Origin of the sequence: Pseudarthrobacter sulfonivorans, from assembly GCF_001484605.1 — a bacterium.
GTDB classification, from domain to species: domain Bacteria; phylum Actinomycetota; class Actinomycetes; order Actinomycetales; family Micrococcaceae; genus Arthrobacter; species Arthrobacter sulfonivorans_A.
This window is the reverse complement of the sequence record NZ_CP013747.1, coordinates 3,381,887-3,394,871: the sequence shown is the minus strand read 5'-3', so window position 1 is coordinate 3,394,871 and position 12,985 is coordinate 3,381,887. Positions and strand designations below refer to the sequence as shown.

11 protein-coding genes are annotated in these 12,985 nt (G+C 60.7%); 3 read left to right on the top strand and 8 right to left on the bottom strand.

Annotation, left to right across the window (positions count from 1 at the left end):
* Positions 1-377 precede the first annotated feature (377 nt).
* The 6 genes from AU252_RS15360 to AU252_RS15335 form a co-directional block, all read right to left on the bottom strand.
* Complete coding sequence (locus AU252_RS15360; RefSeq protein WP_058931471.1) at positions 378-2,045, bottom strand: ABC transporter ATP-binding protein; 1,668 nt, start codon at positions 2,043-2,045, stop codon at positions 378-380.
* Between the two features lies 1 nt (position 2,046).
* Positions 2,047-2,823, bottom strand: a complete 777-nt coding sequence (locus AU252_RS15355; RefSeq protein ID WP_167349836.1) for an ABC transporter permease — start codon at positions 2,821-2,823, stop codon at positions 2,047-2,049.
* An 89-nt stretch (positions 2,824-2,912) separates the two neighbouring features.
* Positions 2,913-3,860: an ABC transporter permease gene (locus AU252_RS15350; RefSeq protein WP_205630581.1), complete on the bottom strand. Its 948-nt coding sequence runs from the start codon at positions 3,858-3,860 to the stop codon at positions 2,913-2,915.
* An 8-nt stretch (positions 3,861-3,868) separates the two neighbouring features.
* Positions 3,869-5,383: an ABC transporter substrate-binding protein gene (locus AU252_RS15345; RefSeq protein ID WP_157768993.1), complete on the bottom strand. Its 1,515-nt coding sequence runs from the start codon at positions 5,381-5,383 to the stop codon at positions 3,869-3,871.
* A 191-nt stretch (positions 5,384-5,574) separates the two neighbouring features.
* Entirely contained in the window at positions 5,575-6,375 is an 801-nt protein-coding gene (locus AU252_RS15340) for a carbon-nitrogen hydrolase family protein (protein ID WP_058931467.1), read from the bottom strand.
* Between the two features lie 62 nt (positions 6,376-6,437).
* Complete coding sequence (locus AU252_RS15335) at positions 6,438-7,208, bottom strand: HpcH/HpaI aldolase family protein (RefSeq protein ID WP_058931466.1); 771 nt, start codon at positions 7,206-7,208, stop codon at positions 6,438-6,440.
* Positions 7,209-7,453: 245 nt separating this feature from the next.
* Here AU252_RS15335 and AU252_RS15330 point away from each other — a divergent pair, with 245 nt between their 5' ends.
* A complete protein-coding gene (locus AU252_RS15330; RefSeq protein WP_058931465.1) occupies positions 7,454-8,125 on the top strand; it encodes a GntR family transcriptional regulator in 672 nt (223 codons plus the stop codon).
* A 603-nt stretch (positions 8,126-8,728) separates the two neighbouring features.
* On the opposite strand, the gene AU252_RS15325 is transcribed toward AU252_RS15330, so the two are convergent.
* Entirely contained in the window at positions 8,729-11,251 is a 2,523-nt protein-coding gene (locus tag AU252_RS15325) for an AMP-binding protein (RefSeq protein WP_058931464.1), read from the bottom strand.
* A 202-nt stretch (positions 11,252-11,453) separates the two neighbouring features.
* Entirely contained in the window at positions 11,454-11,852 is a 399-nt protein-coding gene (locus tag AU252_RS15320; RefSeq protein ID WP_058931463.1) for a nuclear transport factor 2 family protein, read from the bottom strand.
* A 215-nt stretch (positions 11,853-12,067) separates the two neighbouring features.
* On the opposite strand from AU252_RS15320, the gene AU252_RS15315 reads away from it, so the two are divergent.
* A complete protein-coding gene (locus tag AU252_RS15315; protein WP_058931462.1) occupies positions 12,068-12,493 on the top strand; it encodes a helix-turn-helix transcriptional regulator in 426 nt (141 codons plus the stop codon).
* Positions 12,494-12,515: 22 nt separating this feature from the next.
* Positions 12,516-12,917 carry a VOC family protein gene (locus AU252_RS15310; RefSeq protein WP_058931461.1) on the top strand — a complete coding sequence of 134 codons (402 nt, stop codon included), beginning with the start codon at positions 12,516-12,518 and terminating at the stop codon, positions 12,915-12,917.
* Positions 12,918-12,985 lie beyond the last annotated feature (68 nt).

Sequence of the window (12,985 nt, the reverse complement as noted above, 5' to 3'; positions counted from 1 at the left end):
CGTGCCATCGCTCCGCGGCTGCCGAAATTATTCTAGACCTGACGGGACACCCCAGAAAAGCAGCCACCCACTGCCCTTGAGATCTCCGATTAGGCGCAACTCTAAATGCGAGACCCATGTCCGCAGTGGACTCGAGCAGTGGTCCTACTGACCCACAAGCCCCGCAAAAGCATTTGGAAACCCGTTGTGTCTCCGGTTCGCGACACGGGGCCGCAGTTGTCGGTGGCAGGCGCCCTCTTCCAATGGCATAAGTTTCGAGGCAAAGAGGTTATGAGACACAGCCGATGAGACGTCTCGCAACTCTTGGGATAAAAGACACTTAGGTTATGAGACACATCCGCTGGATGGGTGCGCCAGCTGGGGTCCAGGCTGCGCAGTTAGCTCACAAGGGACATCCGATCGCGGCGTTTCTGGCGCTGGACTACTGGATCAGGAACAGGTGCCGCAGCGAGCAGCCTCTGAGTGTAGGGGTGCTGCGGGTTGTGAAGGATGTCATGTGTGTCACCGATTTCTACCACTGTTCCCTTGTTCAGCACTGCCACTCTGTTGGAGAGCCTCTCGACGACAGACAGGTCGTGGCTGATGAAAAGGCAGGAGAACCCCATAGTCCTCTGCAGCTCCAGCAAGAGTTCCAGAACGGATGCCTGCACGGAGACGTCCAGTGCTGAGGTCGGCTCATCAGCCACCATGAGAAGCGGGTCAATGGCTATGGCCCTGGCGATCCCGATGCGTTGCCGCTGACCGCCTGATAGCTCGTGGGGATACCGGCTGGCCCAGTCAGTGGGAATACGGACGCTGTCGAGCAGGTCCCGGGCCTTTTGGTCGAGTTGCTTGCTGTTGAGCTCTGTTCCTGCCCAGCGGAGGGGGTCCGTGACGGTTCGCCCGATGGGAACACGCGGATTCAATGAAGAGGCAGGATCCTGAAAAACGATGGAAACGTTCTTCCTGATCGCTCGCTTCTTCCTTTCATCCGCCGATCCAATATCCGCTCCGTTGATCAGGATGGACCCTCCGGTGGCAGGGATAAGCCCGATTGCAGCTCTCCCGATAGTCGTCTTGCCGGAGCCGGACTCGCCCACAAGGCCGAGAATCTCGCCCTGCTTAATGCTGAATGAAACGCCATCGACTGCGCGGAAACCTGCGTGCCGCCGGCGCCCAGGATATTCGATGACTGTGTCCCTCAACTCGAGGACGGGGCTGGATTGCTCGTCTCCAAGCGTGCTCTCGGGTTCGTGGATGCGGGTTCTCCCGTTGCTCTTGCCCAAGTACGGCACCGCATTCAGCAGGTCCCGCGTGTATTGCGCCTGAGGGGCCGCAAACAGCTGTTCTGTCCTGGCATGCTCCACGACATTCCCGCTGGACATCACAAAGACGCGGTCAGCGACGTCGGCCACCACACCCATGTCGTGAGTGATCAGCAAGACCGCCATCCCCATCTTCTTTTGGAGTTCCAGCAGGAGGTCCAGGATTTCCGCTTGGACAGTGACGTCCAAGGCCGTAGTGGGTTCGTCGGCGATGAGAAGCTGCGGTTCGGAGGAGATAGCCATGGCGATCATGACGCGTTGCCTTTGACCTCCCGATAGCTGGTGAGGGTAGTGCTTGAGCTTCTTTTCCGGGCTGGGCATGTGCACCTGTTGCAGAAGCTTCAGGGCCAGCTCCGACGCGGCTTGCTTGGATATCTTCCGATGGCTCAGGATCGCGTCGCAGAGCTGGCTTTCGACCGTGTAGACGGGGTTGAGGGCCGTCATGGGCTCCTGAAAAATCATGGAGATTCCCTGCCCACGCAGCTTGCGGAGACGGGGCTCCGAGGCCGATAGCAGTTCCTCGCCCTGAAACTTAATAGACCCCAGGCGCCGGGCATTCTTGGGAAGCAAGTTGAGCACTGACATGGCTGTAACGGATTTGCCCGAGCCGGATTCTCCGACCAGCGCGATCGTTTCACCGCGCCGGATATCCAGCGAAACGTCAGACGTGACAGCCCTCCATCCTTTATGGGTCCGAAATTCAACTGAGAGGCCGCTAATTTCGAGTATTGGAGCGCTCATATTATTTCCTTGATTTCGGATCGAGATAGGCGCGGAGCCCATCACCGAGCAGGCCAAACGCAAGAATGGTTAGCACGAGTGCCGCGCTGGGTACCAGGAGGCCCATGGGGTCACTGGTGATGTAACGCTGCCCTTCAGCGACCATGGCTCCCCATGAGGGTTCGGGCGGGACAACGCCGAGGCCCAGGTAACTAAGGCCGGATTCCAGCAGGATCGCCTGTGCCATCGTCAAGGAGAATTGAACAATAATGGGGGCGGAAACATTCGGCAGGATGACTTTGAACAGGGTTACGGGTGTCTTAGCTCCGAATGCACGGGCAGCTTCGACGTATTCTTCCCGCTTCACTGAAAGCGTCTGGCCATAGGTGATGCGGGCGAAAGTGGGTGCGAATAGCACGCCCATCACCATGATCAAAGTGATAGGCCCGGGCCCATAGATCGTCACGGCGAGCAAAGCGAGAATGATGGGAGGGAAAGCGAGAATGACGTCGACGATCAGTCGCATCGTCACGGTCTCGGCTATTCCCCCGAAGAAACCACCCACAATGCCCATAAACGTTCCTGCGATTGCGGCAAAAACGGTGGCACCCAGGGCTATGAAAAGTTCGATCCTCGCCCCGTACATGATGCGTGTCAGGACATCCCGGCCCAGCTCGTCGGTGCCGAGGAGATGGCCTGGTGTGAAGACCGGCAGTCTCTTGTTCGCAATATCCTGAGCCAGCGGATCCGAAGGCGCTATGACAGGTGCCAGAATCATCACGATGATGATGACAACCACATAGACCAGGGCGGCACTCCGGAGAGGCCCCATGGCCTGCCTGAACTTGGTAGAGCGTATGTTCGGCGGGGCCAGCTTTGTGCTTGTCATTACTGCCTCACTCTCGGGTCCAGGAGGCCATAGACGATGTCAACCACAATGTTGATGAGAATGAACAACAACGCGATGATGATCACGATCCCCTGAACTACGGCATAGTCACGGTTCGAGACGGATTCAACGAGAAGGCTGCTGAGGCCGGGATAGTTGAAGACGCGCTCTACCAGGACGGTGGATCCAAGGAGCGTGCCGAAGCCCAGGCCGATGACGGTGGTCACCGGCGTCAGCGAGTTTCGGAGCACGTGGCGACGGAAAACTTTCAGGGGGCCGTGCCCGAAGGCTGTGGCTGTCCTGACCCAGTCCTGGCCCATGGTTTCAAGGACCGCAGACCGGGTCATTCGGGCGATGATAGCCGTGAACCCTAGCGACAGTGCGATGGCTGGCAGTATGAGCAGCTGGAAATGCCTGCCCGGATTCTGCTGCCAGGTCGTGAACCCGCCGGCGGGCAGCCAGCCCAGTGTCAGGGAGAAGACGAGGATCAGAAGCGTGCCGAGGACGTAGACCGGAAGGGCCACTCCCAGGCTCGTCAGGACGGTTGCAGCGCTGTCAACGAAACCGCCCCTGGCGGCAGCCCATGCTCCCAGTGGAATTCCAACGAGCATGGAGATAACTGTGGCAAATATAACCAGCTCGAGTGTCCGGGGTAGGCGCTGTGCAATGGATTCGGATACGGCGTCTCCGGTCCGGATGGATTCGCCCAGATCCCCAGTGAGGATTCCTGTCAGGAAGTTCCAGTATTGGACAGGCAGTGAACCGTTCAGGCCCAACTGCTCGCGCATTTGCTCCACTACTTCAGGACTCGCACTCGTATTGCCGCTGGACAGCAACAGCTCGACCGGGTCCCCGGGAATCAGCCGGATGGCTGAGAAGATCAGCGTCAGGACGAGGAAGACCAGTACGGCTCCCATGCCCGCCCTACGGAGGATAAAGGACGTCACGTTGGCTCCTATTCGGAGAGGGAGATATCGGCGAAGGAGTACCCGCTGTAGAAGCTCAGGAAACCGGGAAGGTTCTTGAATCCGCTGACTTTGGAGTTGAATGCGAAGGCTTGTTCGCGGGTGTTGATCGGTGCGTAGGGAACGTCAGTCTGCATGATTTTCAGCGCGTCGTTGTAGGCGGCTTTCTTAGCGGCGTCGTCCGTTGCCCTCAGTCCTTCGTCCAACTTGGCGTTCAAAGCAGGATTGTCGTAGCCGAAGCTCCGCAGGAAGCTGTTCGGCCCGGAAACGAGTCCTTTGATGTACGTCGGGTCAGCCACGATACCGGCACCGCCGGCGACGGCGAGGTCGTAGTCGCCCGAGTTGCCCTTGGCAACCCTCGTCGACCAGTCAGGAGCGTCAAGGGTGACTTTGATTCCTATCGCGGAAAGGTCTGCTTGGGCGGACAAAGCCGTATCCTGCAGGAACGTGTACTGGGATGTAGTCAGCATCTTGGCTTCGAAACCATCGGGGTATCCGGCTTCGGCCAGCAGCGCCTTGGCCTTTGAAACGTCGTAGCCGAAAAGCCCGGTGTTGGCGGGGTCGTAAGCAGGATTGTCCTCTGGGATTTTTACGCCCGCGAGTGGTTCGCCATGGCCTTGGAAAGCCGCCTCGACGGCGTTTTCACGGTTCAGGGCGTAGGCAACAGCCTGCCTGACCTTGGCGTCAGCGAAGGGGCCCTTCGTAACGTTGAACTGGATGAACTGGAGGGGGCCGGACTGCGCGTCGAGCGTCATGCCGCTCGTGCCGGAGACCCTATCGTAATCGGGCCACGGCACGTAATCGATGATGTCCACATCTCCACCGAGAAGCGCGTTGGTCCTTGCAGAGCCGTCGCTGTAGAAGGACATATCGATGCCGGGGAGCTTGACCTGGTCGGCAGCGTAGTACTGGTCGAACTTGTCCAGGACCAGGTTGACACCGCGGTTGTGTTCCTTCAAGGTGTAGGGCCCTGCGCCGATCTGGTTCGGGATGTCTTTTGCGAGGGACTTGTCCGGAACGATGGCTGCTGTGGGAATCGCCAGGTACTCCAGGAACGCTGAGTTCGGACCCGAGAGATGAATTACCCCAGAGTGGTCGTCCTTGACCTCGACGCTCTTAATGTCCTGCAGTCCGACGAACAACGTCGAACCGTTGGCCTTATTGGCGTAGTACTCCAGGGATGCCTTCACGTTATTGGCTGTAACCGGAGAGCCATCATGGAAGGTCAAATTGGGACGGAGTTTGAATGTGTAGGTAATGGGATCGGTCATTTCCACTGACTCGGCGAGACCTGCAATCACTTTGCCTTCCTTGTCATAGGACATAAGGCCGCGGTGGATGAGAGTCATCATGGTGTTGCCGACGGTGCCTTGGTCGACTCCCGTGATCAGGTTGGCGGGTTCGTTCGAGATGCCGAACCGCAGCGATTCCGTTCCCGCACCACTACTCTCCGTGCCGCCGCCACCCGCGCATGCGCTCAACGCCAGCACGCTGGCTGCTGCCAACGCGGTCAGACTAGCTACCTTTGAGAGGCGGCGGGTTTCATGGCCGGCCATTGCCGGCCGTGCGAACTTATTTCCAAACAATGTATGCCTCCGGATGTACTTGGGGTTTTCGAAACCGGACTCGCTCCGGTTGGGATGGACTTGGCCGTGTCGAAGGTGCTGGAAAACGGGGGCGACGACGGCGAGGAGTGTCAGTCGCTGGCTGCGACTTTGAATCGTCGAAGTTCCAGTGCTGGGTTCTTCAGCCGTACTTCCCGCAGGCGTTCCTCCGAGATGTCTGCGACGGCGACGGCTGTCTGCTCACCCAATGAAGCCAGGACGACGCCCATGGGATCAACGATCATGCTGTTGCCTGCGCCGGTGGGGGCGCACTGATCGGCGGCTGCCACGTAGATAGTGTTTTCAATAGCTCTGGCACGCAGCAGCGTGGTCCAGTGATCTTCCTTAAGAGGACCTGGCACCCACTCGGCGGGAAGAAGCAGAACATGGGCGCCGGCGTCTACGATTCTCCGGGTCACCTCGGGGAACCGAAGGTCGTAGCACGTCTGCATCCCGAAGCTGAAGCCATCAACCTCGAAGGTTTCTGGCTCTTCCACCGCGCCAGGCCGCACGAGATCAGATTCTTTGTAGCCGAAGGCATCGTAAAGATGCAGTTTCCGATACACCGCGACTACGTCGCCTTGTGGTCCGAGCGCTACAAGGGTGTTTGAGATCTGCTCTCCGCCCTCCAGTTCCTCATTGAGGCCGGCTACGACGAAGATATCCAGTTCTCGGGCAAGAGTCGCCAGATTCGTGACGAACGGTCCTGATAGTGTTTCCGCTGTCTCCAAGAAACTACGGTCCATTGACGGTGCGGTGAACATCGCATACTCGGGTAGAACGACGAGACGGGCGCCCAACTGCGCGGCCTCCCTCACGAGTTCGACAATGGTTTTTTCGTTCTGCAGCTTGTCAAGACCTGGAGCGAACTGGGCTACGGCGATGCTGACCATAAATTTTCCTTCTGAGTTATTTGGACTTGATCGATCAGGCAGGTCGAGGAGGCTCTGTTGCGTTATACGTGCGCATGGGACGAGCGCGAATCGGCAAGCGTGCGGGCCTGCTCAAACGGAGCGGAGAGACCCGTCATGAGGGCGCCGTGCTGCATGATGAGAGCCAGCTGATCAGCACCGTTTCGAAGCGCGAATTCCTTTTCCTCAAGGCTCCACGCCGGCAAGACCCAGGCTTTGCCCGCAGCCGCCGCTGCCTTGGCTACGCGCTCCAGGTCAGCAAAATCGCCTTCCTTACGCGAGTACGCACCCCGGTTTCGGCGCAACGAGAGATCCGACGGGCCGACAAACACACCGTCAACAGTGTCCAGGGCGAGGATGGCCTCGACGTCGTCCAGTGCGCCCGCATCTTCAATCATCGGGTAGCAGCGGGTCTTGGCATCCTGTTCAGCAACCCACTCGTCAGTAAATCCGCCGTAAGAGCTGGTCCGGCCACCAGCGAAGCTCCGGTCGCCCAGCGGCGGGAATTTGGCGAAAGCAGTGACTGCCCGTGCATGGGCAAGATTCTCAACGTGGGGAATCACCACTGCATTGGCACCGAAGTCAAGCGCCTGCTGGATTGGGCCGCGCTCCGGACCCAGAACCTTTGCAATGACATCCAAGTCCAGGGACTTAAGGAAGGGGATAAAGCGCTCAAGGTCAGCAAGGTCGAAAGAGCCATGCTCTATGTCCAAGACAACGGCCCCGTAGCCAATGCCGCGAGCTATCTCGGCAGCCGCAAAACTGGGGTCGGACAGCCATACGGCGAACTGGCGGTTGGGGGGAACTGCATACATGGATTACTCCTCATAAGAACTAGCCGACGTGTCCCGCGCCACATCCGCGGTCACTACAGAAGAACATATCCGTCACGTATACACAAGGGATACTTGAGATATGGCGAAAATAATGCCACTGTGAACGTGGCGCGGGTGAAGCCTAGTAAGGCTTGCCGACGCATTGCTTTAGGAAAGATCTGTTTTGCGTGACGCTGAGTATACGAGGCATATACACACGCTCGCCCACCGAAGAGAAGGTAACTATGACGGACATCGAGGTTCCTCCTCCCACGCAGGCCGGACCAGCTAGAATCCGCGTGTACGAGTGGCTGCGTGACGAAATCATCAGGGGCAGCATAGAAGCTGGTCGCTTCTTGGATGAGCAGTGGGTTAGTGAGGCTGTTGGCGTTTCCCGCACGCCAGTCCGTGAAGCTTTCCACCAACTGGCGGCTGAGCGATTCATAAGTTTGCTGCCGCGCAAGGGAGCACAAGTTCGGACTGTAACCTCCCGCGAACTGGAAGAGGTCTACCGGACTCGCCTGCTCATTGAAGGTCACGCCCTCAGTGTTATGTGCGCGCTAGAGCGTAGAGTGCCGGTCGAGATGTTTGGCCTGATTGAGCAGATGGAAGAGGCCGGCGACGCTCTAGATTGGTTCACCGTGTCTTACCTCGACCGGCGCTTTCACCGGGCCATGGTTGCTGCGGCTGACAACACGGTTCTCACGGAACTCTATGACACCCTACGCTCCCGTCAGCAGCGAGTCGCCGTCCGAGCCCTGACCGCCAGACCAGAGCGGGTGGAAATCATCAACAAGCAACACCGAGCCATTGTCGATGCCCTCTCGAAGCACGATGCGGCCGCCGCACTCCAACTACTCGAACTGCACCTTCGGCCCATCTCGGAAATTACCTCAGTTCTCCCCACCGACGACTGACAGCCGGGCATAACGGCAGCTCTTTCACCAGGGCAGGGACACCGCCGTCGTCCGTTCAGTGGAACTGATCTGGATCTACGACGGGAACACCGGCACACGGAAGTTGTTGGATCCCCGGGTCCTGGAGATCGCTCGCGTGGCGGCCCGAGCCGCGATCTGCCGCTGATTCCCGGTGGTTGAGACCGTCGAACCGGGATTACTGACAGGCTCGACCACCGAGGCCTTCGCGTGCTGACGACGCGCATGTTCACTCAGGACGCACAACCGCTCTGGCGACACGCGTATTTCTGTGTCCCCAAAGCGCTTGCGTAGCGCCAGGCCGTTTGCGCGTCGCTACGACCGGCGGGCAGCAGGTACTGAGTCCGTAAATGCGAGAATCCTTGCCGATTTCTAACACTTAGGCCTATAAAATGTCGCAGCTGAGCGCCCGGCGCCTCAGCCCGATAGGGCTCCAGAGGGGCAGCCAACCGGCGCGGGCTGCGGGGCGCCTGCCGCCGTCGGGCGTTTCTCCCCACTTCCTTCGTCCGGGACACGCAATAGCCCGGTGTGTCCCGGGTTTTGCCGTGGTCTTTGGAGCGCACCTGGGCAGGAGGGTAACCCGGCTCACCGGGCGGATAGGATCCGCCTCTTGGTGCGGCCGATGACCGTTGGCGCCAGGCTGCAGAGTGCCCAGTACGCGGAGCCTGCGGCCAATGAGGCCACAACGGCGAGGGCGGGACTGAGCTCAACCAGCAGCGGGTAGACCAGCCAATGCACCAGATAGATGTGCAGGGACGCGCTGGCCAGCAGAACGGTGAGGCGCCGGAGTCCGGCCGGGACGGGAATGCTGGGCAGCCAGAGAAGCAGGAGTATCCCGGCCAGGACAGTCAGTTCACGGGCGGGGTTGTCGAAGAACCCCGGGATGGTCAAAGCGGCAACGACACTGACGGCGCCTCGCTGAAGAATATGGCGGGCCCGGGCAACCGCCCATCCCAGCGCGAAAAGCCAGAATATGGGCGTTGTGTGCGGAATTCCCGGCTCAAAAAGCTCATAGCGGGTGAGCAGCCCGGCGGCGAGCAGCACGAGCGGAAAAAGGAACGGGAAGCGCTTTTCGGCACGGCTTGCCCAGGGCAGGGCGAGCAGGGCCGTCATGCTGACCAACACGTAGACGAGCACCTCGATGAACCAGAAATGCGACCGGGTGGTCACCTCTTCGGGTCCGATAATGGCGTTCAGGAGGACGATATTCGCCAGGCTGTATCTGTCGGTGATCAGGTAGGCGAAGCCGATGAAGACCATGCTGGGGACGATCACCCTGGCCAGGCTGGCCACTTGCTTCCGCAGCCGCGGCATGCGTTCCCCGGACAGCTGGAACCGTGCGAAGTTGAACCCCGCAACAGCCATGAGCACGTGGGCCGCACCCTGCCAGTGCAGGAATCCAATATGGGTGCTGACAATCAGGAAAATGGAGACCGCCCGCAGCACAATGCTGGTTTCAAGCCGGGCGAAGGGGCGGCGCTTCCGCGGCCGCGGCTGTTCAAAGCGGGCCCCCAGCACTCCCACCGGGGTGATATGCCAATCCGGGGGCAAATGTCCCAATGCCTGCTCAAGCCGCACGGACGCCGCCACATACGAAAGCGAGTCCCCGCCCAGCGAAACGAACGTGTCGTCGTCGGAAATGTCTTCCAGCTCCAGCGTGTCTTCAAAGATGCGCACCACACTGTCCCGCGGCTTAGCTCCGGAGTTCGCGCTGGAAGGCGCGTCTTGAACTGTGGGTTTGGCGAGGGCCAGGACGGCCGGGTAGTCCAGCTTGCCGGACGCCAGGCGCGGAAGCTCCCGGACCGCATGGACTTCCAGGGCAGCGCGTGGCAAGCCTATGCCCTGGGCGAGGAGCTTGCCCAGCAGCGCTGGGTCGTGTTCACCCTCGACGGCGACCACGAGTCCCTGGTCCGTGCCGGCACTCGCGGCCTGAATACCAAGGTCGGCAAGGATCCGTTCCACCTGTCCAAGGTCGACGCGGAGGCCGACGATCTTGACGAACCGGCTGCGCCTTCCCACTACCTCGTACAGTCCGTCAGCGGTCTGGCGTGCCAGGTCTCCGGTGCGGAGTTCATCCACAGTCCGCCCGAGGCCGAGGTCCTCCGGCGTCTGTGCGTAACCCAGCATCACGTTGGGTCCGGAATAGACCAGCTCCCCATGCTCCAGTCCAGGGACCGGGTCTATCCGGAAGGCGCCGCCGGGGACAGGGATTCCGATGGCGCCCGGCGACGTACCTGCCAGCCGGGGAGGGAGGTATGCCATGCGTGCGGTGGCCTCCGTCTGGCCGTACATCACAAAGAGATCCCAGCCGCTCCTTGCGCCCAGTCCGGCGTAACGCCGGACCAGGTCGGGGCCGAGCCTGCCGCCAGCCTGGGTCACATACCTGAGCGTGGGCAGATTCATCGCGGCGAACCCCACCCGCTCGAGCAACTCGAAGGTGTAGGGAACGGCTGCGAACGATGTGGCACCCTCGCTGCGGAACAGATCCCAGAAGCAGGGGTCCACCACGGACAGATCCGTCAGGACGAGGCTGGCACCACGCAGCAGGTGGCTGTTGATCACTGACAGTCCATAGCAGTAGGACATGGGCAGCGTGGTCATTGCCCGGTCGTACTCCGTGATGCCGAGGTATTCCGCGATGGACTCTGCGTTCGCCTGGAGGTTGTCGTAGGACAGCCGCACAAGCTTGGGTGACCCGGTGGAACCCGAGGTGCTCAACAGAAGGGCCAGGTCCGGGTGCAGGGTGTGTCCGGTGCCAGGCCGTCGCTCCTCCAGTACTGTCCGGCCGTTCGCGGAACTGAGGATAACGTCCGGATCATAGGCCGCGACCAGGGACTCCAGGGCAGCAGGCTTGTCCGCGGGCAGGAGGATCAGCGGATGACCGGCCGCCATGGCCGCCAAGTACCCCACCAGCGAGTCAACATCGTTACCGGCCGTCAGGGCCACCAGGCGTCGTTCGGTACCGAGTCGCCGGCCCAGCTCCTCAACACGGTCGGCCAGTTCCCGATACGTCAAGACACCATTGCTGGTGGCAACGGCAGTCCTGTCACCGTTGCTCGCGAGGTTCGAGGCAAGCGACAGGCGTTGAAGGTCAAGTTGGGTGCTCATAGCGTGTGGTCCATAGGTGTCTTCGGCGATTTAGGGAAGCCTAACCTTGGAAGAGTACACCGGGCGTTGGTGAATTAAGAAAACAAAATGTACCCTATTTCTCCACCTTCTGGCGTAAAGGGCCGCGTCCTGTCCGCGCCTAACTGCGGTTCGACGCCCGGCAACGGATCTCTACCCGGTTCACGCGACGCGCGTGGCACGGTCACTCGACAACAGTGTCGGCATGCCGATGGGCCACCTTCCATTCGCCGCCTTCGCGGCGATACACCTGCGTGGCACGCAAGGTGTAGCTTCGCGGCTGACCGTTGACGGAGGCGGAGGTTTGCTCCAGTCCGGCGGTATAGGCCATGTCATCCAAGACGTCATACGCCTGCAGTTCGAACGTGTACGACGTGCAGTCGGAGAAACTCTTCTCGAGGTCGGCGAAGAGCCCGTCCAGCTCATGCTGGCCATAGGCGTTGCGCCACGCACCCAGGATGCTCACGGGTTCGTTACGTGACCAGATTGCCCGGCGCGGGGCCGAATCGCCGTTGTGAAGGGCTAGTTCCGCTTCGTAAAGCGCGGACTTTACCCAGGCTAGGAAGTCGTCGCGGTCAGTCATGCCTCAGTATGCTCCATGCACAGCTGTCTGTCTGGCACGGCTGCCCGAGCATTTTCACGGCATATGCGTAGCGCCACGCTGCATCGTGACACGAATCGATCGCCAGGCCGGTTCCGTAGCGCCACGCCGTTTCCGCATCGCCGGGATTTCGACAAGCTCAATCACCGGGCGGACAGGCTCGACCACCGGGAGTGGGGCGCTACTAGACTTGCCTCATGACACCGCAGGAGCTGGCCAACCTGGCCCATTTGCGCCGGGCCCGGGACCTGATCGACCGCGAGTACGCCCGGCCACTGGACGTGCCCACCATGGCCGCCGGCGCCCTTATGTCAGCGGCGCACTTCTCCCGCCAGTTCAAGGCGGCCTACGGCGAAACGCCATACAACTACCTCATGACGCGGCGGATCGAACGTGCCATGGCGCTGCTGCGCGCCGGCGTTAGCGTGACCGACGCGTGCATGGAAGTGGGCTCCACGTCCCTGGGTTCGTTCAGCTCGCGGTTCACCGAGATCGTCGGCATAACGCCCAGCGCCTACCGGGCCCGCGAACACCACGCCGTGAAAGCAATGCCCACGTGCATCGCCCGGCAGCACACCCGGCCCTCGCGCAAACCGAGCAGGATTGAAGAAGCCTCTTCATAGCCACTCCCCTAGCGTGGGAGACATGAACATTTCATTGAAGTACGCACACGTCACTGTCAACGATCTCGATGAGTCCCTCGCCTTCTACCGTGACGCCCTTGGCCTGGAAGTCCGGAACGACGTCGGCTCGGACGGACAGCGCTGGGTCACACTCGGCAGTGCCGCCCAGCCCGACCTCGAGATCGTCCTCAGCCCTCCGCACGCCGGCCGCTCCCAGGCCGACGGGGACGCCATCCAGGAGCTGCTCACCAAGGGCGTTATGCCCATGCTCGTATTCAACACGGACGATCTCGACGCCACCTTCGAAACCCTCCGGGCGTCCGGCGCCGAGGTGCTCCAGGAACCCATCGTCCAGCCGTGGGGCCCGCGCGACTGCGCCTTCCGCGACCCGTCCGGCAACATGATCCGCATCAACCAGGTCTGACATTAACGTTCGACGTCGGCACCCAACCGGGGGCCGACGTCGTGCGTTCCTCTCCGGTTCTGTGACGC

Bases quoted from the DNA above. Each gene is read 5' to 3' on its own strand.
- AU252_RS15360 (WP_058931471.1), bottom strand. From the start codon at position 2,045: ATGAGCGCTCCAATACTCGAAATTAGCGGCCTCTCAGTTGAATTTCGG.
- AU252_RS15340 (WP_058931467.1), bottom strand. From the start codon at position 6,375: ATGGTCAGCATCGCCGTAGCCCAGTTCGCTCCAGGTCTTGACAAGCTG.
- AU252_RS15335 (WP_058931466.1), bottom strand. From the start codon at position 7,208: ATGTATGCAGTTCCCCCCAACCGCCAGTTCGCCGTATGGCTGTCCGAC.
- AU252_RS15330 (WP_058931465.1), top strand. From the start codon at position 7,454: ATGACGGACATCGAGGTTCCTCCTCCCACGCAGGCCGGACCAGCTAGA.
- AU252_RS15325 (WP_058931464.1), bottom strand. From the start codon at position 11,251: ATGAGCACCCAACTTGACCTTCAACGCCTGTCGCTTGCCTCGAACCTC.
- AU252_RS15320 (WP_058931463.1), bottom strand. From the start codon at position 11,852: ATGACTGACCGCGACGACTTCCTAGCCTGGGTAAAGTCCGCGCTTTAC.
- AU252_RS15315 (WP_058931462.1), top strand. From the start codon at position 12,068: ATGACACCGCAGGAGCTGGCCAACCTGGCCCATTTGCGCCGGGCCCGG.
- AU252_RS15310 (WP_058931461.1), top strand. From the start codon at position 12,516: ATGAACATTTCATTGAAGTACGCACACGTCACTGTCAACGATCTCGAT.